20 protein-coding genes are annotated in these 20526 nt (G+C 71.9%); 9 read left to right on the top strand and 11 right to left on the bottom strand.

Features of this window, described 5'->3' with window-relative positions:
- Window positions 1-158: 158 nt before the first annotated feature.
- Window positions 159-752, top strand: coding sequence for a phosphatase PAP2 family protein (locus ACIPXM_RS30500; RefSeq protein ID WP_401662124.1), 594 nt, complete (start codon window positions 159-161; stop codon window positions 750-752).
- A complete protein-coding gene (locus ACIPXM_RS30495) occupies window positions 752-1417 on the top strand; it encodes a hypothetical protein (RefSeq protein WP_401662122.1) in 666 nt (221 codons plus the stop codon). The genes ACIPXM_RS30500 and ACIPXM_RS30495 overlap by 1 nt, the downstream gene beginning before the upstream one ends.
- Before the next feature lie 80 nt (window positions 1418-1497).
- Here the strand turns inward: ACIPXM_RS30495 and ACIPXM_RS30490 are convergent, their stop codons facing one another.
- The 8 genes from ACIPXM_RS30490 to ACIPXM_RS30455 form a co-directional block, all read right to left on the bottom strand.
- Window positions 1498-3300 (bottom strand): chitinase, encoded by a 1803-nt coding sequence (locus ACIPXM_RS30490; protein WP_401662120.1) that lies wholly within the window; start codon window positions 3298-3300, stop codon window positions 1498-1500.
- A gap of 144 nt (window positions 3301-3444) precedes the next feature.
- The gene (locus ACIPXM_RS30485; RefSeq protein WP_401662117.1) at window positions 3445-3909 is read right to left on the bottom strand and encodes a hypothetical protein; all 465 of its coding nucleotides are present in this window, start codon (window positions 3907-3909) and stop codon (window positions 3445-3447) included.
- 260 nt (window positions 3910-4169) lie between these two features.
- On the bottom strand, window positions 4170-5588 hold the full coding sequence (locus ACIPXM_RS30480; protein WP_401662114.1) for an NAD(P)/FAD-dependent oxidoreductase: 1419 nt from the start codon (window positions 5586-5588) through the stop codon (window positions 4170-4172).
- Between the two features lie 36 nt (window positions 5589-5624).
- Complete coding sequence (locus ACIPXM_RS30475) at window positions 5625-6419, bottom strand: ABC transporter permease (protein ID WP_401662111.1); 795 nt, start codon at window positions 6417-6419, stop codon at window positions 5625-5627.
- A complete protein-coding gene (locus tag ACIPXM_RS30470) occupies window positions 6419-7351 on the bottom strand; it encodes an ABC transporter permease (RefSeq protein ID WP_401662109.1) in 933 nt (310 codons plus the stop codon). Before ACIPXM_RS30470 ends, ACIPXM_RS30475 begins: the two co-directional genes overlap by 1 nt.
- A complete protein-coding gene (locus ACIPXM_RS30465) occupies window positions 7348-8514 on the bottom strand; it encodes an ABC transporter ATP-binding protein (RefSeq protein WP_401662106.1) in 1167 nt (388 codons plus the stop codon). The genes ACIPXM_RS30470 and ACIPXM_RS30465 overlap by 4 nt, the downstream gene beginning before the upstream one ends.
- Before the next feature lie 42 nt (window positions 8515-8556).
- Entirely contained in the window at window positions 8557-9801 is a 1245-nt protein-coding gene (locus tag ACIPXM_RS30460; RefSeq protein WP_401662104.1) for a PotD/PotF family extracellular solute-binding protein, read from the bottom strand.
- A 49-nt stretch (window positions 9802-9850) separates the two neighbouring features.
- A complete protein-coding gene (locus ACIPXM_RS30455; protein WP_401662102.1) occupies window positions 9851-11365 on the bottom strand; it encodes a gamma-aminobutyraldehyde dehydrogenase in 1515 nt (504 codons plus the stop codon).
- A gap of 175 nt (window positions 11366-11540) precedes the next feature.
- Here ACIPXM_RS30455 and ACIPXM_RS30450 point away from each other — a divergent pair, with 175 nt between their 5' ends.
- Window positions 11541-12113 carry an NADAR family protein gene (locus ACIPXM_RS30450; protein WP_401662100.1) on the top strand — a complete coding sequence of 191 codons (573 nt, stop codon included), beginning with the start codon at window positions 11541-11543 and terminating at the stop codon, window positions 12111-12113.
- Between the two features lie 37 nt (window positions 12114-12150).
- Here the strand turns inward: ACIPXM_RS30450 and ACIPXM_RS30445 are convergent, their stop codons facing one another.
- The gene (locus ACIPXM_RS30445) at window positions 12151-12816 is read right to left on the bottom strand and encodes a hypothetical protein (RefSeq protein WP_401662097.1); all 666 of its coding nucleotides are present in this window, start codon (window positions 12814-12816) and stop codon (window positions 12151-12153) included.
- Between the two features lie 75 nt (window positions 12817-12891).
- Between ACIPXM_RS30445 and ACIPXM_RS30440 the strand changes: the two genes are divergently transcribed.
- The 6 genes from ACIPXM_RS30440 to ACIPXM_RS30415 all read left to right on the top strand — a co-directional run bounded on the left by ACIPXM_RS30440 (window position 12892) and on the right by ACIPXM_RS30415 (window position 18730).
- Window positions 12892-13917, top strand: coding sequence for an adenosine deaminase (locus tag ACIPXM_RS30440; RefSeq protein ID WP_401662095.1), 1026 nt, complete (start codon window positions 12892-12894; stop codon window positions 13915-13917).
- A 31-nt stretch (window positions 13918-13948) separates the two neighbouring features.
- Window positions 13949-14731 carry a glycerophosphodiester phosphodiesterase gene (locus ACIPXM_RS30435; protein ID WP_401662092.1) on the top strand — a complete coding sequence of 261 codons (783 nt, stop codon included), beginning with the start codon at window positions 13949-13951 and terminating at the stop codon, window positions 14729-14731.
- Entirely contained in the window at window positions 14728-15507 is a 780-nt protein-coding gene (locus ACIPXM_RS30430) for an SAM-dependent methyltransferase (RefSeq protein WP_401662090.1), read from the top strand. The genes ACIPXM_RS30435 and ACIPXM_RS30430 overlap by 4 nt, the downstream gene beginning before the upstream one ends.
- A gap of 152 nt (window positions 15508-15659) precedes the next feature.
- Window positions 15660-16742, top strand: a complete 1083-nt coding sequence (locus ACIPXM_RS30425) for a sensor histidine kinase (protein WP_401662300.1) — start codon at window positions 15660-15662, stop codon at window positions 16740-16742.
- On the top strand, window positions 16739-17416 hold the full coding sequence (locus ACIPXM_RS30420) for a response regulator (protein WP_401662087.1): 678 nt from the start codon (window positions 16739-16741) through the stop codon (window positions 17414-17416). Before ACIPXM_RS30425 ends, ACIPXM_RS30420 begins: the two co-directional genes overlap by 4 nt.
- A 129-nt stretch (window positions 17417-17545) precedes the next feature.
- Window positions 17546-18730 (top strand): serine hydrolase domain-containing protein, encoded by a 1185-nt coding sequence (locus ACIPXM_RS30415; protein WP_401662084.1) that lies wholly within the window; start codon window positions 17546-17548, stop codon window positions 18728-18730.
- On the opposite strand, the gene ACIPXM_RS30410 is transcribed toward ACIPXM_RS30415, so the two are convergent.
- Window positions 18696-19292 carry a hypothetical protein gene (locus ACIPXM_RS30410; RefSeq protein ID WP_401662081.1) on the bottom strand — a complete coding sequence of 199 codons (597 nt, stop codon included), beginning with the start codon at window positions 19290-19292 and terminating at the stop codon, window positions 18696-18698. The two genes, ACIPXM_RS30415 and ACIPXM_RS30410, sit on opposite strands and share 35 nt — an antisense overlap.
- Before the next feature lie 75 nt (window positions 19293-19367).
- Entirely contained in the window at window positions 19368-20516 is a 1149-nt protein-coding gene (locus tag ACIPXM_RS30405) for a spermidine/putrescine ABC transporter substrate-binding protein (RefSeq protein ID WP_401662297.1), read from the bottom strand.
- Between the last annotated feature and the right edge of the window lie 10 nt (window positions 20517-20526).

Raw genomic sequence — 20526 nt, 5'->3', positions numbered from 1 at the left:
CCCGTCCACACCGTGCCACCGCGCACACCGCTGGAGCCCTGGGCTCCGGAACTCCTCACCGATCGGATGGCCGCCCGCCCCACACCCCCCGGGGCGCGCGGCAGCCCGGTCCAGGCGACCGCCCCGGAACCACCCCCCCTGTTCCGGGGCGGTCGGCTGTGTTCTGGTCGGTGGCCGTGCTCGCCGTCGTCACCTGGCAGGTGCTGGTCCACGGACCGCTGGCCCGGCTCGACGAACGCCTCTCCCGCGCCCTGGTGGACACCGTCCCGCGCGGCCTGAGCGAATCCGCCGCCGACCTCGGCAACATGACGGTCGCCCTCCCGGTCCTCGCCCTCGCGATGCTGTACGCCGTCCGGCGCGGGCGCCGCGCCGCCGCGCTCTGGGCGGGTCTGGCGATGGCCGCGGTGCCGCTCCTGATCGTCCCGCTGAAGGAGTGGACGGCCCGCCCGGGCCCCCTGGAGCCCTGGGCCACCGGCTACTACCCCTCGGGCCACACGGCCACCGCCCTGATCGCCTACACCGGCGCCGCCCTCCTGGTCTCCCCCCGCCTGCTCCCCCTGGCGGCCCTGCTCACCGCGGTCACCGCCACCGGCCTGATCCTCCGCGGCTTCCACTGGCCGCTGGACGTGCTCGCCTCGCTCGCCCTGTGCGTGCCGCTGCTGCGCTGGCCGGTGTACGCGCAGCGGTACGGCCCCGGCCGCCGCGCCGGTACCCGGAAACCCTCCCGTACCGACCGCCCCACGGAGAGCTGATGACGATCGACCGCCCCGGCCGCCCCGCCGACCTGCCCGCGCCCGAACTGCTGTGGGCCCGCTGGGCGCTGGCCGCCGTCGTCCAGGCGAGCGCCGCCGGGGAGCGCGAGACCGGGTACCGGACCGGCTGCTGGATCGACGACGAGGGGTTGCACCTGGACGACTGCGGGGGCACCTGGTGGACCTTCACCCGGGTCGCCGAGGGCCGTTGGGTGCTGTACGGCGAGGACGAGTCGAGCGGGGCGAAGTGGTACGAGCCGCCCGTCGACATGCTGGCGGGCGGCCCGGACTGGCTGCCGTACGAGGAGCTGCGCGACCGGCTCTCCGGCAACGAACTGGGCTGCGTCTACTGGTACGAGGACGGCGCCTGGGGCCGCGCCCCGTACCCCGCCGACCTCGACGACGACGGTCTCGACTGCGGCATGAGCCGGTTCGTGGTGCGGGCCGAGGCGCTGCTCCTGCTGCGTGAACTGGCGCGCGAAGCGGTGCGCGGGCCCGGGGACGCGGCGGCCGTGGACGCGGCGGCGCTGCTCGAACTGGCCGAGGCGTACGCCCTGACGCCGGACGAGCTGACGGCGGCGGCCGGGGAGGCGCCGGAACTGCCCGCGATGCTGCGGGAGCTGGACCGGGCGGGGCTCGGGGCGCGGGCGGCGGCGGCCGGCTGAGCCGGACCGGCGCCGCCCGCGACCCGGGCGCCTTACTACAGGACGGCTACGGGATCCCTACGGGAATGCCTGCGGGATCCCTACGGGAAGTACGAGTCGAAGTTCCGGCTGAACTCCCCGCCGTTGAAGCGGTCCCAGTTGATCGACCAGGTCATCAGGCCGCGCAGGCCCGGCCAGGTGCCGTGGGTCTGGTAGGTGCCGCAGTTGGTCTTCTTGGTGAGGCAGTCCAGGGCCTTGTTGACCTCGGCCGGGGTGGTGTAGCCGTTGCCCGCCTGGGTGGAGGCGGGGAGGCCGATGGCGATCTGGTCGGGGCGCAGGGCCGGGAAGACGCGGTCGGTGTTGCCCGCCACCGGGAAGCCGGTGAGGAGCATGTCGGTCATGGCGATGTGGAAGTCGGCGCCGCCCATGGAGTGGTACTGGTTGTCGAGGCCCATGATCGGGCCCGAGTTGTAGTCCTGGACGTGCAGCAGGGTGAGGTCGTCGCGCAGGGCGTGGATGACCGGCAGGTAGGCGCCGGCCCGCGGGTCCTGACCGCCCCAGGGGCCTGAGCCGTAGAACTGGTAGCCGAGCTGGACGAAGAAGGTCTCCGGTGCCATGGTCAGCACGAACTTCGCACCGTACTTGGCCTTGAGGGTCTTGACCGCCTGGATCAGGTTGACGACGACCGGGGTGGTCGGGCTGCGGAAGTCGGTGTCGCCGGTCTGCAGCGACAGCGAGTGGCCCTCGAAGTCGATGTCGAGGCCGTCGAGGCCGTAGTCGTCGATGATCTTCGAGACCGAGGAGACGAAGGTGTCACGGGCGGCCGTGCTGGCCAGCTGCACCTGGCCGTTCTGGCCGCCGATCGAGATGAGGACCTTCTTGCCCGCGGCCTGCTTGGCCTTGATCGCGGCCTTGAAGTCGGCCTCCGACTCGACGCCGGGGCACTCGGTCGCCGGGCACAGCTTGAAGCGGATGTCGCCGGAGGTCACCGAGGTCGGCTCGCCGAAGGCGAGGTTGATGACGTCCCAGGAGTCCGGTACGTCCGCCATCCGGGTGTAGCCGGAGCCGTTGGCGAAGCTGGCGTGGAGGTAGCCGACCAGGGCGTGCGCGGGCAGCTGGCCGCCGGGGTTGCCGCCGCCGCCCGTGCCGGTGGTGGCGGTCACCGGGGCGGACTTCGCCGATTCGCCCGCGCTGTTGGCCGCCGACACCTCGAAGCGGTAGGCGGTGGCCGCGGTGAGGCCGGTCGCGGTGTACGTGTTGCCGCTGACGGTCGCGATCAGCACCCCGTCCCGGTAGATCCGGTACGAGGTGGCGCCGGGCACCGCGGGCCAGTTGAGGGTCACCGCGGACGAGGTCACGTTGCCGGCCGCGAGTCCGGTCGGCGTGGCGGGTATCTGCACGGGGGCGCCGCCGGGCCCGAACAGCGAGAGGTCGTCGGCCTGGTAGGCGCCGGTGCCGTACCAGCCGTGGGTGTAGATCGTCACCGAGGTGGTGGAGGCGCCGGTGGTGAAGCTGGTGGAGAGCTTCTGCCAGTCCGGCGCGGACTGGGTCCAGGCGGAGACGTCGGTGGTGCCGGTGCCGGAGGCGCCGAGGTAGACGTAGGAGCCGCGGACCCAGCCGCTGAGCGTGTAGCGGGAGTTCGGCAGCACGGTGACGGTCTGGGAGCACTTGGCGTTGTCGCTGCCGGCCGGGGTCGCCTGCAGGGCCTTCGTACCGCCGTGCACCGGGGAGGTGACGGCGGCCCCGCTGCCGGCCGTGCAGCTCCAGCCGTCCAGGGCGGCTTCGAAGCCGCCGTTGCGGGCGAGTTCGCTGTCGGCGGCGTGGGCCACGGGGGCGAGCGCCACGGCGCCACCGGCGGCGAGCACGCCCGCCAGCAGAAGATTGAGGGGTCTGGTGCGGTCCACAACTGCCTCCGGGGGTGGGGGAATCGAGGTGGAGCGCGCCACAGCATGGTCCAGACCAATCAAGTGGTCAAGACCTCTGTCCATGGCCGGGTGCGCGAGCGGGTGCGGGTGCCCTCACACGGGCGTTTCGAGACGTTCGCGCGGTCAGCCGGTGCCCGTCCCTCCGTCACCCCGGGCCAGTTGGCCCGCCGCCTCGTGCATCGCCAGTTCGAGCAGGGTCGCGTCGGTGAGGGTGCCCGCGGCGTCCGGGGCCACCAGCCAGCGCACCCCGCCGCTGGTCCGCCCCGGGTACGGGACGACGATCCAGGTCCCGGAGCCCGCGCTGCGCACCCCGGTGCCGAGCCAGCGGGTCGCGGTGCCCGGGGGCACGAAGAAGCCCATCCGGGCGTCGCCGAAGTCGGCGAGCACCGGTCCTGGGCGGTCGACGAGGCGGGTGAGCACGTCGAGCGTCGGATAGCCGAGCTCGGCGGACAGGATCAGCACGTCCCAGCGCCGCCCGGCGGGCAGCAGGGTGACGCCGTGCGGGTTGCGCTCCCATTCGAAGCGGCACGCCTCGGGATCCGGCGCGGCCGAGGCCAGCCACTCCACGGCCGTCCGCGGCGCGGGCACGGCGCCCCCGTCCCCCTCGCCACCCGGACCACCCGGTCCGCTCGGGCCGCTCGGGCCGCTCGGGCCGCTCGGTCCGCCCGGGCCGCTCGGTCCGCCCGGGCCCGTCTCCGTACCAGTCATCACCACTGTCTCCCTCCGTGCGGAAACCGCGGTCGCGGTGTCCACACGGAGAGAGCGGGCCGGGCCCCCGCTATGACGCGGGTTTCCTACCCGTCAGTTGTGATCTGGCTCACAAAGACCTCGGAGAGGGGCCCTGGTCGTCAGCTGTCGAAGCCGAGTCCCAGCTTGTCCATCGTCTTCAGCCACAGGTTCCGCCGGCCGCCGTTGTCGTCGGCCCGCGCCAGCGACCACTTGGTCAGGCCGATGCCCGCCCACGCGATCGGCTCCGGCGGGAACGGCAGCGGCTTCGACCGCACCATGTCCAGCTCGGTGCGCTCGGTCCGCTCGCCCGCGAGCAGGTCCAGCATCACGTCCGCGCCGAACCGGGTGGAGCCGACGCCGAGCCCGGTGTATCCGGCGGCGTACGCCACCTTGCCCTGGTACGCGGTGCCGAAGAACGCCGAGAAGCGCGAGCAGGTGTCGATCGCGCCGCCCCAGGCGTGGCTGAAGCGCAGGCCCTCCAGCTGCGGGAAGCAGGTGAAGAAGTGCTGGGCCAGCTTCAGATAGGTCTCCGGCCGGTGGTCCATCTCGGCCTGCACCTTGCCGCCGAAGCGGTAGATGGCGTCGTAGCCGCCCCACAGGATCCGGTTGTCGGCGGTGATCCGGAAGTAGTGGAACTGGTTCGCGGAGTCGCCGAGGCCCGGCCGGTTCTTCCAGCCGATGGCCGCCAGCTGCTCGGCGCTCAGCGGCTCGGTCATCAGGGCGTAGTCGTACACCGGGACGGTGTAGTGCCGGACCCGCTTGACCAGCGAGGGGAAGACGTTGGTGCCGAGCGCGACCCGGCGGGCCGCGATCCGGCCGTACGGGGTGCGCACGGCCATGCCGCCGCCCGCGGACACCAGGTCGAGCGCCGGGGTGTTCTCGAAGATCCGCACCCCGAGGTCGAGGCACGCCTGCTTGAGGCCCCAGGCGAGCTTGGCCGGGTTGACCATGGCGACGCCGTCGCGGTCCCACAGGCCGCCGTGGAAGGTCGGCGAGTCGACCTCGGCGCGCATGGCGTCGCGGTCGAGCAGGTCGAGGCCGTCGGCGAGGCCGAGCTCGGCGGCCGCCTCGTACACCTCGTGCAGTTCGTCGAGCTGGTACGCCTCGGTGGCGACGTCGATCTCGCCGGTGCGCTCGAAGTCGCAGTCCATCGAGTAGCGGGCGACGGCGGCCTCGATGGCGTCGAGGTTGGCGGCGCCCAGCGCCTCCAGCTTCGGCAGTTCGTGCGGCCAGCGGGCGAGCCCGTTGCCGAAGCCGTGCGTCAGCGACGCGGCGCAGAAGCCGCCGTTGCGGCCCGAGGCGGCCCAGCCCACCTCGTGGCCTTCGACCAGGACGACATCCCGGGAGGGGTCGCGCTCCTTGGCGATGAGCGCGGTCCACAGTCCGCTGTAGCCGCCGCCCACGACGAGCAGGTCGCACCGCTCGGTGCCGGTGAGGGCGGGCAGGGCGCCGGGCTTGCCGGGGTCTTCCAGCCAGAAGGGGACGGGCTGGGCGTCGGAGAGAGATTGTGCAGCGAGACGCATGGCGACTGGGGCCATGGTTTCCAACTCCTTCGGTGCCTGACCGACGGCCGGTCAGGCTGTTGCTGTTTTCTTGCGCCGGTTCGTAATGATCTGCCCGGCCACGACCACCAGTACCGCGATGACGAACATCGCCGTGCCGATGACGTTGATCTGCACGGGGGTGCCACGCTGCGCCGAGCCCCACACGAACATGGGGAAGGTGACGGTGGAGCCCGCGTTGAAGTTGGTGATGATGAAGTCGTCGAAGGACAGCGCGAACGCGAGGAGCGCACCGGCCGCGATGCCGGGCGCCGCGATCGGCAGCGTCACCCGCAGGAAGGTCTGCACCGGTCCCGCGTACAGGTCGCGGGCGGCCTCCTCCAGGCGGGGGTCCATGGACATCACGCGCGCCTTGACGGCGGTGACGACGAACGACAGACAGAACATGATGTGCGCGATGAGGACGGTCCAGAAGCCCAGCTCGGCGCCCATGTTGAGGAACAGGGTGAGCAGCGAGGCGGCCATGACGACCTCGGGCATCGCCATCGGCAGGAAGATCAGCGAGTTGATCGCGCCGCGGGCCCGGAAGCGGTAGCGGACCAGCGCGAAGGCGATCATCGTGCCGAGCACCACGGCGCCGACCGTCGCCCAGGCGGCGATCTGCAGCGACAGCGTCAGCGACTGGCACATGTCGGCGACCCCGCAGGGGTCCTTCCAGGCGTCCAGGGAGAACTGCTGCCAGGCGTAGTTGAAGCGTCCGTTCGGCTTGTTGAACGAGAACACCATCACGACGACGTTCGGCAGGATCATGTACGCGAGCGTCAGCAGGCCCGCGATGACGACGAGGTTCCGACGGATCCAACGCATCAGACCAGGTCCTCCGTTCCCGCTCGGCGGATGTAGACGGTGACCATGAGCAGCACGATCGCCATGAGGATGAACGACAGGGCGGCGGCCGTCGGGTAGTCCAGGACCCGCAGGAACTGGGACTGGATGACGTTGCCGACCATCTTGGTGTCGGTGGAGCCGAGGAGTTCGGCGTTGACGTAGTCGCCGCTCGCCGGGATGAAGGTGAGCAGGGTGCCGGAGACGACGCCGGGCATCGACAGCGGGAAGGTCACCTTGCGGAAGGTGGTGGCGGGCGAGGCGTACAGGTCCTGCGCCGCCTCGTGGAGCCGGCCGTCGATCCGCTCCAGGGAGGTGTAGAGCGGCAGGATCATGAAGGGCAGGAAGTTGTACGTGAGGCCGCAGACGACGGCCATGGGGGTGGCGAGCACCCGGTTGCCCTCGGTCCAGCCGAGCCAGCTGGTGACGTCGAGGACGTGGAGGGTGTCCAGGGCGCCGACCACGGCGCCGCCGTCGGCGAGGATCGTCTTCCAGGCCAGCGTGCGGATGAGGAAGCTGGTGAAGAACGGGGCGATGACCAGGACGAGCACGAGGTTGCGCCAGCGGCCGGCCTTGAAGGCGATGAGGTAGGCCAGCGGGTAGCCGAGCAGCAGGCACAGCAGGGTCGCGGTGCCCGCGTACAGCAGCGAGCGGACGAACTGCGGCCAGTACTCCTGGAAGGCGTCCCAGTAGGTCTGGAAGTGCCAGGTGACCTCGAAGCCCTTCTCCAGGGAGCCGGTCTGCACCGACGTCGACGCCTGGTAGACCATCGGCAGCGCGAAGAAGACGAGCAGCCAGATGATGCCGGGCAGCAGCAGCCAGTAGGGCACCAGCCGCTTGCGGGTGGAGGGCTTGCGCACCGGCGGTTCCTCGGCCGGGGCGGGCGCCGCCTTCGTGAGGGTGGGGGTGGTCACGAGGCGTCCTCCACCGTCTCCACGCCCGCGTCGCCCATCGTCCCAGCAGACAGGGACTGGGCCGCGTCCAGACCGAAGGTGTGGGCGGGGTTCCAGTGCAGGACGACCTCGGCGCCGGGGCGCAGCCGCTCGTCGCGCTCGATGTTCTGCTCGTACACCTGGAGTCCGGCGCCGGCGGGGCCGTCGACCACGTACTGGGTGGAGACGCCGATGAAGGAGGACTCGACGATCCGGCCGGTGACCCGGTTGCGGCCGTCGGCGATGTCCGCGGCGTCGTCGGCGTGGGTGAGGGAGATCTTCTCGGGCCGTACGCCGACGAGCACCTTGCCGCCCGTGCGGACGGCGGCGCTACAGCGGTCGCCGGGCAGCTTGAGGGTGCCGCCGCCGGCGGTGACGGTGATGTCGGCGCCGGTCCCGGCGACCTCGGCCTCGATGAGGTTGGAGGTGCCGAGGAAGTTCGCGACGAAGGTGGACTGCGGGTTCTCGTACAGGTCGGCGGGGGCGCCGAGCTGTTCGACCCGGCCGCCGTTCATGACCGCGACCTGGTCGGCCATGGTCATGGCCTCCTCCTGGTCGTGGGTGACGTGCACGAAGGTGATGCCGACCTCGGTCTGGATGCGCTTGAGCTCCAGCTGCATCTGGCGGCGCAGCTTGAGGTCGAGGGCGCCGAGCGGTTCGTCGAGGAGCAGCACCTGGGGGTGGTTGATGAGCGCGCGGGCGACGGCGACGCGCTGCTGCTGGCCGCCGGACAGCTGGTGCGGCTTCTTGTGGGCGTGCTCGCCGAGCTGGACGAGTTCGATCATGTCGTCGACCTGCGGCTTGACCGTCTTGATGCCGCGCCTGCGCAGGCCGAAGGCGATGTTCTCGGAGATCGTCATGTGCGGGAACAGCGCGTACGACTGGAAGACGGTGTTCACCGGCCGCTTGTAGGGCGGCAGGTCGGTGACGTCGCGGTCGCCGAGGAAGACGGTGCCCGTCGTCGGGTCCTCGAGTCCGGCGATCATGCGCAGCGTGGTCGTCTTGCCGCAGCCGGAGGCGCCGAGCAGGGCGAAGAAGGAGCCCTGCGGGATGGTGAGGTCCAGCGGGCGGACGGCGTGGAACGAGCCGTAGGACTTGCTGATGCCGGAGAGACGGACGTCGCCGCCGGTGTTCTTGTCAGTCATGGGTGGGATCCCAGGGGTTCGTGAGAAGAGAGGGGGGCGGCGTCAGGCACCGATGAGCTTGGCGAACTTCTCCTCGTACGCCGTCTCCTGTGCGCTGGTCAGCGAGCGGAAGGCGTGCGACTTCTTGACCATCGCCTTGTCGGGGACGATCAGGGTGTTGTTCGCGAGCGCGGGATCGATCTTGGAGAGTTCGTCCTTGACGCCGTCGACCGGGCACACGTAGTTGATGTACGCGGCGAGCTGGGCGGCGACCGGGAGCTCGTAGTAGTAGTCGATCAGCTTCTCGGCGTTGGTCTTGTGCCGGGCCTGCGCGGGGACGAGCAGGTTGTCGCTGGACGTGATGTATCCGGCGGACGGGATGGCGAACTTGATGTCCGGGTTGTCGGCCTGGAGCTGGATGACGTCTCCGGCCCAGGCGAGGCAGGCCGCGATGTCGCCCTTGTCGAGGTCCGAGGTGTAGTCGTTGCCGGTGAAGCGGCGGATCTGCTTCTTGTCGACGCCCTTCTGGAGCCGTCCGATCGCCGCGTCGTAGTCGGCGTCGGTGAAGCTGCCGGGGTCCTTGCCGAGGTCGAGCAGGGTCATGCCGACGGTGTCGCGCATCTCGGTGAGGAACCCGACCCGGCCCTTGAGGGCGGGGTCGTCGAGCAGCTGGGTGACGGAGTCGACCTTCTTCCCGCCGGTCGCCTTCTGGTTGTAGGCGATGACGCAGGAGATGCCGGTCCAGGGGTACGAGTAGGCCCGGCCCGGGTCCCAGTCGGGGCTGCGGAACTGCGGGGACAGGTTGGCGTACGCGTGGGGGAGGTTCGACGCGTCCAGCTTCTGCACCCAGCCGAGCCGGATCATCCGGGCGGCCAGCCAGTCGGTGACGCAGATCAGGTCGCGGCCGGTGTCCTGGCCGGCCGCGAGCTGCGGCTTGATCTTGCCGAAGAACTCGACGTTGTCGTTGATGTCCTCGGTGTACTTGACCTTGATGCCGGTCCGCCTGGTGAACGCCTCCAGGGTCGGCCGGGACTTCTCGTCCTCGCTGACGTCCATGTACTCGGTCCAGTTGGAGAAGCTCAGCGACTTCTCCTTGGCCGAGAAGTCGGTGGACGCCGGACCCTGGCCCTCCCGCTTGGCGGGCGGGATGCCGCAGCCGCTCAGCGCGGCGAGACCGCCGACGGTGAGCGCGCCGACGCCTCCGGCGCGCAGCACCGAGCGGCGGGTGAGGGCGCCCCGGCCGCTCGTGAGGCTGCGCCGCATCGCCGCGAACTGGGCGGCGGACAGGCTGTCGGGCTGGTACTCCATGCGCTGTGCCCTTTCGGGATGGGTTCGCCGCCGGTCGGACGGCTGACTGCTATCGGTCCCCGAAGATCGTGCGGTGCCAGTCCTTGGCCGCCACCGCGGTGTTGTCGTACATCACGTGCTTGACCTGCGTGTACTCCTCGAAGGAGTACGCCGACATGTCCTTTCCGAACCCGGACGACTTGTAGCCGCCGTGGGGCATCTCGCTGATGATCGGGATGTGGTCGTTGACCCACACACATCCGGCCTTGATCTCCCGGGTGGCCCGGTTGGCCCGGAAGACGTCGCGGCTCCAGGCGGAGGCGGCGAGCCCGTACGGGGTGTCGTTGGCGAGCCGGATGCCCTCGTCGTCGCTGTCGAAGGGCAGGGCCACCAGGACCGGACCGAAGATCTCCGACTGCACGACCTCGCTGTCCTGCGCGGCGCCGGTGATCAGGGTGGGACGGTAGTATGCGCCGTTCTTCAGCTCACCACCAGGGGCTTCGCCGCCGGTGACGACGGTGGCGTAGCCGCGGGCCCGGTCCACGAAACCGGCGACCCGGTCGCGCTGGGCGTGCGAGACGAGCGGACCGAGGTCGGTCGACGGGTCGAAGGGGTCGCCGAGCCGCACGGTCTCCATGAGCTCCGCGACCCGCGCCACGAAGGCGTCGAACAGCGGGCGCTGGATGTACGCGCGGGTGGCGGCGGTGCAGTCCTGCCCGCTGTTGATCAGGGAGGCGGCGACGGCGCCGTGCGCGGCGGCCTCCAGGTCGGCGTCGTCGAAGACGAGGAAGGGCGCCTTGCCGCCGAGCTCCAGGTGGAGCCGCTTGACGGTGGCGGTGGCGATCTCGGCGACCCGCTTGCCGACCGGGGTGGAGCCGGTGAAGGAGGTCATGGCGACGTCGGGGTGCCCGACCAGGTGCTCGCCGACGGTCCGCCCGGCGCCGGTGACGACGTTGACGACACCGTCGGGGATCCCGGCCTCGGTGGCCGCCTGCGCGAACAGGAGCGAGGTCAGCGGGGTGAGCTCGGCCGGCTTGAGGACGATGGTGTTGCCCGCGGCGATGGCCGGGAGCACCTTCCAGGCGGCCATCTGCAGCGGGTAGTTCCAGGGGGCGATGGAGCCGACGACGCCGATCGGCTCGCGGCGTACGTACGAGGTGTGGTCACCGTCGTACTCGCCCGCGGACTGGCCCTGGAGGTGGCGGGCGGCGCCCGCGAAGAAGGCGGTGTTGTCGACGGTGCCGGGCACGTCGAACTCGCGGGTCAGCTTGATGGGCTTGCCGCACTGGAGGGATTCGACCTGGGCGAACTCCTCGGCCTTGGCGGCGAGCACGGCGGCGAAGCGGTGCATCGCGTCGGAGCGCTCGCCGGGGGTGGCACCGGCCCAGCCGGGGAAGGCGGCCTTGGCCGCGGCGACGGCGTCGTCGACGTCGGCGACCGACGCGAGCCGGTAGGTGTAGACGGCCTCACCGGTGGCCGGGTCGATGACGCTGTGTTCCTGCTCCGAGGTTCCGGGGCGGAGTCGCCCCCCGATGTACTGCGCGCCGTCCGCGAAGCGATCCGACACCTGGAAGCGGTTGCCCATGACGCTCTCCGTTGTTCCAGCTCAAGTTGAGTGCCGATCCTGACAGAGCCACAGTGGTCCAACAAGTGATTCCGTTGTTGCCTTTTGGTTACGCGACGGAATCGGTGGACCATGTGTCGAGGGTGGCGCGAAATTGCCGTACGGAGTGTCCGTGGCGACTGGCAAGGTGGCGTGCATGCAGGGTATCGAGGAACTGAAGCAGCAGGTCAGAACGGCCGAGGCGACCGGCGACCGGATCAAATGGCTGCACTTCTGGGGCCATCGCCCATACCCGAGTGGCCGACTCTCGTCGAGCTGTCTGAGCCAGTGGTGGCCGTCACCCTTCGTGGTCGACGACGTGCGGTACGCGACGGCCGAGCACTGGATGATGGCGGCGAAGGCGCGCCTGTTCGACGACCCGGAGGCGGCGGAGCGGATCCTCGCCGCCCGCACCCCGGCGGAGGCGAAGAAGGCGGGCCGGCTGGTCCGGGGCTTCACGGACGAGGTCTGGCGGCGGGAGCGCTCGGCGATCGTGACCGCGGGCAGCGTCCACAAGTTCGCCTCGGCCCCCGAGCTGCGCGCGTTCCTGCTCGGCACCGGTGACCGGGTCCTGGTCGAGGCGAGCCCGGTGGACCCGGTGTGGGGCATCGGCCTCGCGGCCGACGACCCCCGGGCGACGGACCCGGAGCGCTGGCGCGGCCTGAACCTGCTGGGCTTCGCGCTGATGGCGGCCCGGGAACGGCTGCGGGCGGACACGGCGGCCGCCTGACGGCAGCCGCGCGCCCGCCCGCCGACGGCCGTCCGGACTACCTCGCGCCGACCACCAGGGACGTCGAGAACGGATCGCTGTCGTAGCCGCTGTCACTGTCCGAGAACTCGTCGGCGTGGGTGGCCAGGAAGACGATCAGCGCGATCCCGGCCACGCCGAGCGCCAGACCGACCGCGCCGAGGATGACACCCGCGAGCGCCTGCCCGCCGTTGGTGGCCTCGCCCCGCCGCGCCTTCTTCCGCCCCGCGATGCCGAGCCCGAGCGCGACCGCGCCCAGGATCAGACCGAGGATGCCGTACGAGCAGAAGGCCAGGGCGACACCGCAGATGCCGACGACCATGGCCGCGGTGCCCATGCCGTTGGACGGCTGCATGCCCCAGCCCTGCTGGCCGTAGCCGGGGTACGGCGCGGGCGGCGCGACCGGGTACCCGTAGCCGGGGGTCTGCGGCGCGCCGGGCGCGACCGGCGGCGTGGGCGCGGCCGGGTACCCGTAGGCACCGCCGGGCGCGACGGGCGGCGGCGGCAGCTCGGCCCCCGGCATGGCGGCGACGGTCCGCTGGTCGTGCACTCCCCCGGGCGCACCAGGAACACCGGGAGCGCCGGGCGTACCGTCACCCGGCGCGCCCGCCCCCTTGCTCAGCTCGACACCGTCACGGTTCGGCGGAGCCCACGGGTCCACCGGCTGGTCACTGTTTTCGGACATGGGCCTCCCCCATCGTGGTCGAACCATGCTACGACCTACGCCATCAGGGGGAAGGTCGCGGCCTACCATGACCGGATGACCGACCTGCATTCCTTCATCGCCGGGCTCCCGAAGGCCGAGCTGCACGTCCACCACGTGGGCTCCGCGTCCCCCCGGATCGTCGCCGAGCTGGCCGCCCGCCACCCGGACTCCAAGGTCCCGACGGACCCGGAGGCGCTGACCGACTACTTCACGTTCACCGACTTCGCGCACTTCATCGACGTCTATCTGTCGGTGGTCGACCTGGTCCGCACCCCGGAGGACGTCCGGCTGCTGACGTTCGAGGTGGCCCGGGACATGGCCCGGCAGAACATCCGCTACGCGGAGCTGACCATCACCCCGTACAGCTCGACCCGGCGCGGCATCGACGAGCACGCGTTCATGGCCGCGATCGAGGACGCCCGCAAGGCGGCCGAGACCGAGCTCGGCGTGATCCTGCGCTGGTGCTTCGACATCCCGGGCGAGGCGGGCCTGGAGGCGGCCGAGGAGACCGCGCGGCTCGCGGTGGAGCTGCGCCCCGAGGGCCTGGTGGCGTTCGGCCTCGGCGGCCCGGAGATCGGCGTGCCGCGCCCGCAGTTCAAGCCGTACTTCGACCGGGCGCGGGCCGCGGGCCTGCACTCGGTGCCGCACGCGGGCGAGACGACCGGCCCGGAGACGGTCTGGGACGCGCTGAACGAGCTGGGCGCGGAGCGGATCGGCCACGGCACCAGCTCGGTCAAGGACCCGGAGCTGCTCAAGCACCTGGCGGAGCACCGGATCGCCCTGGAGGTCTGCCCGACCTCGAACATCGCGACCCGCGCGGTGGAGCGCCTGGAGGACCACCCCATCAAGCAGATGGTGGAGGCCGGGGTGCTCGTGACGATCAACAGCGACGACCCGCCGATGTTCGGCACCGACCTGAACAACGAGTACGCGGTGGCGGCCCGGCTGCTCGGGCTCGACGAGCGGGGTCTCGCGGCGCTCGCGAAGAACGCGGTGGAGGCGTCGTTCCTCGACGAGGCGGGCAAGGCGAAGCTGACCGAGGAGATCGACACGTACACGGAAGGCTGGCTGTCCGCCTGACAGCCGGGGCGGGGCCGGGACAATGGGGGTCATGACCCTCCCCACCGACCCCACCACCCCCACGGCGACCACAGCCGCCACGACGGCGGCGGCGCCCGCCGCTCCGGCACTCGCCGCGCCGGCGTCCCGCCCGCTCGCCGTGGGCCACCGCGGCGACCCCTACCGCGTCCGCGAGAACACCGTCCCCTCGATCGTCTCGGCGTTCGAGCGGGGCGCGGACGCGGTGGAGGTCGATGTGCGGCTGACCGCCGACGGCGTCCCGGTGCTGCTGCACGACGACACCCTGAAGCGGCTGTGGGGGCTCGACCGGCCGCTGTCCGGGCTGGGCCTCGACGAGATCAGGGAGTTCACCGCCGACGGCATCCCCACCCTGCGCGAGGCACTGCTCGCCGCGGGCCCGCACCGGCTGATGCTGGACCTGCCGGGCGGCGACGCGGCCTCGGTGCGCCGGATCGTGGGCACGGTCCGCGAATGCGGCGCGGGCGAGCGGGTGTACTACTGCGCGGGCGCCACGGCGATGCTGGACGTGCGCGCGGCGGACCCGGCCGCCGAGATCGCGCTGACCTGGACCTCGCTCGCGCCGCCGCGTCCGGTGCTGCTCGACGCGGTACGGCCCCGCTGGCTCAACTTCCGCTTCGGCCTGGCCAGTCGGGAGCTGGTGGAGCGGGTGCACCGGGACGGGCTCCTGGTGTCGGTGTGGACGCCCGACACGAAAAGGAACATGCGTAAGCTGATCGACAACGGGGTCGATTCGATCACCACGAATCGCGTCGACGCCCTGGTGGACACCGTCCTGCGAAAGGCCCGCCCATGACCGACCGCATCCGTACCGACATCGCGCACAACGCGCGCGTGTGGAACTACTGGCTGGGCGGCAAGGACAACTACCCGGTGGACCGTGCGGTCGGCGACCAGGTGACCTCCTTCCACCCCAGCATCGGCGCGGTGGCCCGCGCCGACCGGGCGTTCCTCGGCCGCGCGGTGACCCATCTGGCCGCCGAGGCGGGCATCCGCCAGTTCCTCGACATCGGCACCGGACTGCCCACCGCCGACAACACCCACGAGGTCGCCCAGCGGGTCGCCCCGGACGCCCGGATCGTGTACGTCGACAACGACCCGATCGTCCTCACGCACGCCCGCGCGCTGCTCACCGGCACCCCCGAGGGCGCCACCGAGTACGTCGACGCCGACGCCCGCGACCCGGAGAAGATCCTCGCCACGGCGGCGGGCACCCTCGACCTGGACCGCCCGGTGGCGATCCTGATGCTGGGCATCCTGAACTTCGTCCTCGACACCGACGAGGCCCGCTCCATCGTGCGCACCCTGCTCGCCGGGGTCCCCTCCGGCAGCCACCTGGTGCTCACCCACCCCACCTACGACGCCGACCTCGGCGGCGAGGCCAACGTGGCGGCGATGGAGTTCTGGAACGCCCACGCCACCCCGCCGATCACCGCCCGCGGCCGCGCCGACTTCGCCTCCTTCCTCGACGGCCTCGACATCCTCGAACCCGGCATCGTGTCCTGCGCCCGCTGGCGCGCCCCGGAGGCGGCCGAGGTCGCCCAGTTCGGCGCGGTGGGCCGCAAGCCCTGATGCGGACACCGGGGGCGCGGGCAGGACGGGAGGCACGGTCGGGACGGACCGGACGGCAGGCGGCGGACCGGGCCGGGCGGACCGTCCGCGGCTGGGCGGCGGCCAACCCGTGGGCCGTCGACATCGGCATCGCGCTGCTCGTGCAGGCGGCGATGACCATGCCGTTCGTGGTGCCGCGCCCGCCCGAGCTCGAACCGGCGACCTGGCCCGCGTACGGGCTGACCACCCTCACCGTGCTCCCGCTGGTCTGGCGCCGCCGCGCCCCGCTCGCCGTGCTCCTCGCGATCGTCGCCACCAGCGGCCTGTACCGGCTCGCCCTGGAAGGGCCTGGGCAGCCGCTCCCGTACACCGGGCTGCTCAGCCTCTACACGGTCGCGGTGCTGTCCCCGGGCCCGAAGCGGCTGGCCGCCGCCGTGGTGGTGACCTTCGCGGTGCCGGTGTCGGTGTGGCTCAACACCCAGTCGGCGCGTGAACTCACCTTCTCCGTCTTCGTGTTCGCCGCCGCCTATGTCTTCGGCCGGCTCACCGACGCCCGCCGGCGCACCCACCGGGTGGAGGAGGAACGGGCCGCCGCGCGCGAACGGGCCAGGATCGCCCGGGAGATGCACGACATCCTGTCGCACGCCGTCAGCCTGATGATCGTGCAGGCCGAGGCGGGCCCGCTCGCGGTCCGCAAGGCCCCGGAGCGGGCCGAGGCCGCGTTCGACGCGATCTCCGCGACCGGCCGGGAGGCCATGACCCAACTCCGCTCCATGCTGGGCGTGTTGCGGGACGAAGGACCGGCGTCCGCGGACGGCCCGGTGCCCGCCCCGCGCGCGCCGCAGCCCGGCCTCGCCGAACTCCCCGCGCTGCTCGACCGGGTGCGCGACGGCGGACTCGACGTCACCTGCACGACGGCGGACTTCGAGCCGCCGCTGCCGCGGGCGACCGGCGCGACCGCGTACCGGATCGTGCAGGAGGCCCTGACCAATGTGGTCAAGCACGCCGGGGCGAGCCGGGTGACGGTACGCCTCGACCACGGGCCCGACGGCGGCGACGCCCTGCGGATCCGGGTCACCGACGACGGCCGCGGCCCGCGCGGCGAGCCCGGCTCCGGCGGAACCGGCACCGGCGGCCACGGCCTGCTCGGGATCCGCGAACGGGCCGCCGCACACGGCGGCACGGCGACGACCGGCCCGGGCCCGGACGGGCGGGGATTCGAACTGCGGGCGGTGCTCCCGCTGGAGGCACGATGACGGTCAGAGTGGTGGTCGCCGACGACCAGGAGCTGGTGCGCAGCGGTTTCGCGCTGATCCTGGACGTCCAGGACGACATCGAGGTGGTCGCGGAGGTCGCCGACGGCGCGGCGGCGGTGGAGGCCGTGCGCCGCCACCGGCCGGACGTGGCGCTGCTCGACATCCGGATGCCCCGGATGGACGGCATCGAGGCGTGCCGGGTGATCAGCGCCGAGTTCGGGTGCCGGACGGTGATCCTGACGACCTTCGACGCCGACGAGTACGTGTACGAGGCGCTGCACGCGGGCGCCAGCGGCTTCCTCCTGAAGGACGTCCGCCGGGACGACCTGGTGCACGCGGTCCGGGTGGTGGCGGCGGGCGAGGCGCTGCTCGCGCCGTCGGTGGCGCGCCGCCTGGTGGAGCAGTACACGGCGGGCGGCCCGCGCAGGCCCGCCGGGGGCGGGCCCGACCCTCGGCTCGACGTACTGACGGCCCGGGAGCGGGAGACGCTGCTGCTGCTCGCGCGCGGTCTGTCGAACGCGGAGATCGCGGCGGAGCTGACGGTCAGCGACCACACCGTGAAGACCCATGTGGGCAACGTCCTCGCGAAGCTGGGCCTGCGGGACCGGATCCAGGCGGTGATCTGCGCGTACGAGACGGGTCTGGTCACGGCGGGCGCTCCCCCGGCCGGGTAGCGGACTCCCCCGCGCGGGGGAGGCGGCCGCCCGTCCGATACCCCCACGGCGGGCGATCCGTGGCGCGGCCCGGGTCAGCAGGATGGAGCCATCGAGAACGACGGCTCACACCCACGGAGTTGACCGACCATGAGGAACACCACCCGCACCCTGATCGCCGCCGCCCTGGTCCTGGGCGTCGTGACGGGCCCGGCGGCCCTGCCCGCCGCCGCCGCGCCGCAGTCCGCCGCGCAGGCCACCACGGCCACCGCCCCGCTGCCGGGGTCCGCCGCCCTCGACCGGGTCCTCGCGGGGCTTCCGTCGCAGGACGCCACGGCGGCGCTCGCCCGGGTCGGCGGCACCGAGGGTTCCTGGCAGGGGAGTTCGGGTGTGCGGGACCTGCGGAGCAACCGTCCGGCGGACCCGGGCGGCCGGTTCCGGGCGGGTTCGGTGACGAAGGTGTTCACGGCGGCGCTCGCGCTCCAGCTGGCCTCGGAGGGGCGGCTGGACCTGGACCGGACGGCCCGCTCGTACCTGCCGGAGCTGATCCCCGCCTCGTACGGCGAGGTGACCGTCCGTCAGCTGCTCGACCACACCCATGGCATCCCGGCGGCGGACCTGCCGGGCGAGACGGTCGAGGAGTGGTACGCGCACCGGCTTGACCGGCACGACCCGCGCGACCTGGTGCGGTCGGCGACCGCGAAGCCGCGGGAGTTCGCGCCGGGCGAGAAGCAGCACTACCTGAACATCGGCTACACGATCGCGGGCCTGATCATCGAGCGGGTGACCGGCGACTCGTACGAACACCAGCTGGCACGGCGGGTGTTGCGGCCGCTCGGGCTGCGCGACACCTACTCCCCCGGCACGAGCCCGCGCATCGAGGGCCGGTTCAACCACGGGTACCAGCGGATGGCGGGACCCGACGGCTCGACGGCGCTGCGGGACGTGACGGTGTGGAGCCAGACGGAGACCTGGGCGGCGGGCGATCTGATCTCGACCACCGCCGATCTGGAGCGGTTCACCCGGGCGTTGTTCGCGGGCCGGGTGGTGCGCGGGCCGCTCCTGGAGGAGATGTTCACCCTGCCGAAGGTGCCGGACGCGAAGACCGGCGACCCGGCGGCGTACTCGGTGGGCCTGTCGATGAAGAAGCTGGGCGGGCGCGAGGTGTGGGGCAAGACCGGTGGCCGCTGGGGCTACAACACGGCCATCGCCTCGACCCGGCACGGTGAGCGGACCCTGGTCTACTCGGTCGACGCGACGGACGCGAAGGGCCAGGACATGAACCAGGTGGCGCTCGGCCTCATGCTGGCGACGTACGGCCTGCCGTCGGACTGACCCCGACCCCGGTTCCCGTGCCCGCCCCGGCCCCCGCCCCCGCCCCCGCGGTGCCGCCGAGCGCTTCGAGGCGCTTGATGAGCCGTCGTACGGCGAGCAGCGGCAGGATCCCGAACACCCCGAAGGACATGTCGATGACCGACCACCAGAAGGGGATGCCCCGGACCGGCCCGCAGATCAGGGCGAGCGGGATGATCCCGACGCAGGCGATCATGCCGAAGTCGATCACCCAGATGTTGCGGACCGGGTCGCGGTAGGGCCCGTAGAAGGCGACGGCGATGACGAGGTGGGCGAAGGCCAGCCAGTCGGTGCCGTAGAGGAGGTACGGGGCGCTCGCGTCGGCGCCCTCGACCCCGGCCCGCACCCGCGCGATCCACTCGGCGAGGCCGGGCAGGAGATCACCGGCCGGGGCGGCCCAGGACCCCAATGCCTCGTCGAGCAGGCGGAGTTCGGTGACCAGCGGGAAGGCCGTGGCGCCGCTGAGCACCAGGCAGACGATGAAGACGACCAGCCAGACGCGGATGCGCTTGAGGAGGGCTCTCGGCCCGTTCGTGTCGCTCATGGCCTCAGCGTACGCCCGCTCTGAACGTGTTCAAAAGCGGGGGGTCCGCCGAGACCGCGGCACGCTCGGAGAGCGTCAGAGACCGACGATGGAGTTCCACCGCTTGGCGAAGTCGGTGCGCTCCTCGGAGGTGATGTCCCGGGCGATGGCGAGCCGCTTGCGCATGTCGCCGTCGGGGAAGATCAGCGGGTCCTCGGCGAGTTCGGCGAGTTCCTCGTCGCCGGAGTCGGCGAGCACGTCACGGGCGGCGGGCACCGGGCACACGTAGTTGACCCAGGCGGCGAGTTCGGCGGCTGTCTCGGGCTGGTAGTAGAAGTCGACGAGCGCCTCCGCGCTGGTCTTGTGCTGCGCCAGGTTGGGGATCATCAGGGACTCGGCCCACAGTTCGGCGCCCTCCTCGGGCACCACGAACTCGATGTCCGGGTTGTCCGCCTGGAGTTGGATGACGTCGCCGGAGTACGCCTGGCAGGCGAGGACGTCGCCGGTGGAGAGGTCCTTGATGTAGTCGTTGCCGGTGAAGCGGCGGATGTGCTTGGTGCGCACCAGCTTGTCGATCTGGTCGCACAGCCGGTGGAAGTCGTCGGCGGTCCAGCGGGTGACGTCCACGCCGTTGCCCTGCATGAGCAGCGCGAAGGACTCGTCGAGCCCGGACAGCAGGGTGACCTTGCCGCGCAGGTCGGGGGCCCACAGGTCCTGGGTGGAGCGGATCTCACGGCCGAGCTTCTTGCGGTTGTACGCGATGCCGGTGATCCCGGACTGCCAGGGCACCGAGTGCAGCCGGCCCTCGTCGAAGGCGGGCGAACGCAGCAGCGGGTCCAGGTACTTGGCGACGTTGGGCTGCTTGGCCCGGTCCATCTCCTGGACCCAGCCGAGGCGCACGAAGCGGGCGGCCATCCAGTCGCTGATGACGATGAGGTCGCGGCCGGTCTCCTGGTGGTTCATCAGGGCCGGGCTGATCTTGCCGAAGAACTCGTCGTTGTCGTTGATCTCCTCCGTGTAGCGCACGGAGATCCCGGTCTTCCTGGTGAAGGCGTCCAGGGTGGGCCGCTTCGACGTGTTGTCGTCGTCGGTGTCGATGTAGAGCGGCCAGTTGGCGAAGTGCAGCACCCGGTCGCGGGCGGACAGGTCGCGGCCGGCCCGGGCGCCGGGCTCGACATAGGCGGCGGGCACGCCGCAGCCGGCGAGCAGGGCGCCGATGCCGGTGCCGCCGATCCCGCGCAGCATGGCGCGCCGG

Source organism: Streptomyces sp. NPDC090025 (genome assembly GCF_044748125.1).
In the GTDB taxonomy this organism is placed as follows: Bacteria; Actinomycetota; Actinomycetes; order Streptomycetales; family Streptomycetaceae; genus Streptomyces.
This window is presented reverse-complemented; position numbering and strand designations above follow the sequence as displayed.

Bases quoted from the DNA above. Each gene is read 5' to 3' on its own strand.
- ACIPXM_RS30495 (WP_401662122.1), top strand. From the start codon at position 752: ATGACGATCGACCGCCCCGGCCGCCCCGCCGACCTGCCCGCGCCCGAA.
- ACIPXM_RS30480 (WP_401662114.1), bottom strand. From the start codon at position 5,588: ATGGCCCCAGTCGCCATGCGTCTCGCTGCACAATCTCTCTCCGACGCC.
- ACIPXM_RS30475 (WP_401662111.1), bottom strand. From the start codon at position 6,419: ATGCGTTGGATCCGTCGGAACCTCGTCGTCATCGCGGGCCTGCTGACG.
- ACIPXM_RS30465 (WP_401662106.1), bottom strand. From the start codon at position 8,514: ATGACTGACAAGAACACCGGCGGCGACGTCCGTCTCTCCGGCATCAGC.
- ACIPXM_RS30460 (WP_401662104.1), bottom strand. From the start codon at position 9,801: ATGGAGTACCAGCCCGACAGCCTGTCCGCCGCCCAGTTCGCGGCGATG.
- ACIPXM_RS30455 (WP_401662102.1), bottom strand. From the start codon at position 11,365: ATGGGCAACCGCTTCCAGGTGTCGGATCGCTTCGCGGACGGCGCGCAG.
- ACIPXM_RS30450 (WP_401662100.1), top strand. From the start codon at position 11,541: ATGCAGGGTATCGAGGAACTGAAGCAGCAGGTCAGAACGGCCGAGGCG.
- ACIPXM_RS30445 (WP_401662097.1), bottom strand. From the start codon at position 12,816: ATGTCCGAAAACAGTGACCAGCCGGTGGACCCGTGGGCTCCGCCGAAC.
- ACIPXM_RS30440 (WP_401662095.1), top strand. From the start codon at position 12,892: ATGACCGACCTGCATTCCTTCATCGCCGGGCTCCCGAAGGCCGAGCTG.
- ACIPXM_RS30435 (WP_401662092.1), top strand. From the start codon at position 13,949: ATGACCCTCCCCACCGACCCCACCACCCCCACGGCGACCACAGCCGCC.
- ACIPXM_RS30430 (WP_401662090.1), top strand. From the start codon at position 14,728: ATGACCGACCGCATCCGTACCGACATCGCGCACAACGCGCGCGTGTGG.
- ACIPXM_RS30425 (WP_401662300.1), top strand. From the start codon at position 15,660: ATGACCATGCCGTTCGTGGTGCCGCGCCCGCCCGAGCTCGAACCGGCG.
- ACIPXM_RS30420 (WP_401662087.1), top strand. From the start codon at position 16,739: ATGACGGTCAGAGTGGTGGTCGCCGACGACCAGGAGCTGGTGCGCAGC.
- ACIPXM_RS30415 (WP_401662084.1), top strand. From the start codon at position 17,546: ATGAGGAACACCACCCGCACCCTGATCGCCGCCGCCCTGGTCCTGGGC.
- ACIPXM_RS30410 (WP_401662081.1), bottom strand. From the start codon at position 19,292: ATGAGCGACACGAACGGGCCGAGAGCCCTCCTCAAGCGCATCCGCGTC.
- ACIPXM_RS30405 (WP_401662297.1), bottom strand. From the start codon at position 20,516: ATGCTGCGCGGGATCGGCGGCACCGGCATCGGCGCCCTGCTCGCCGGC.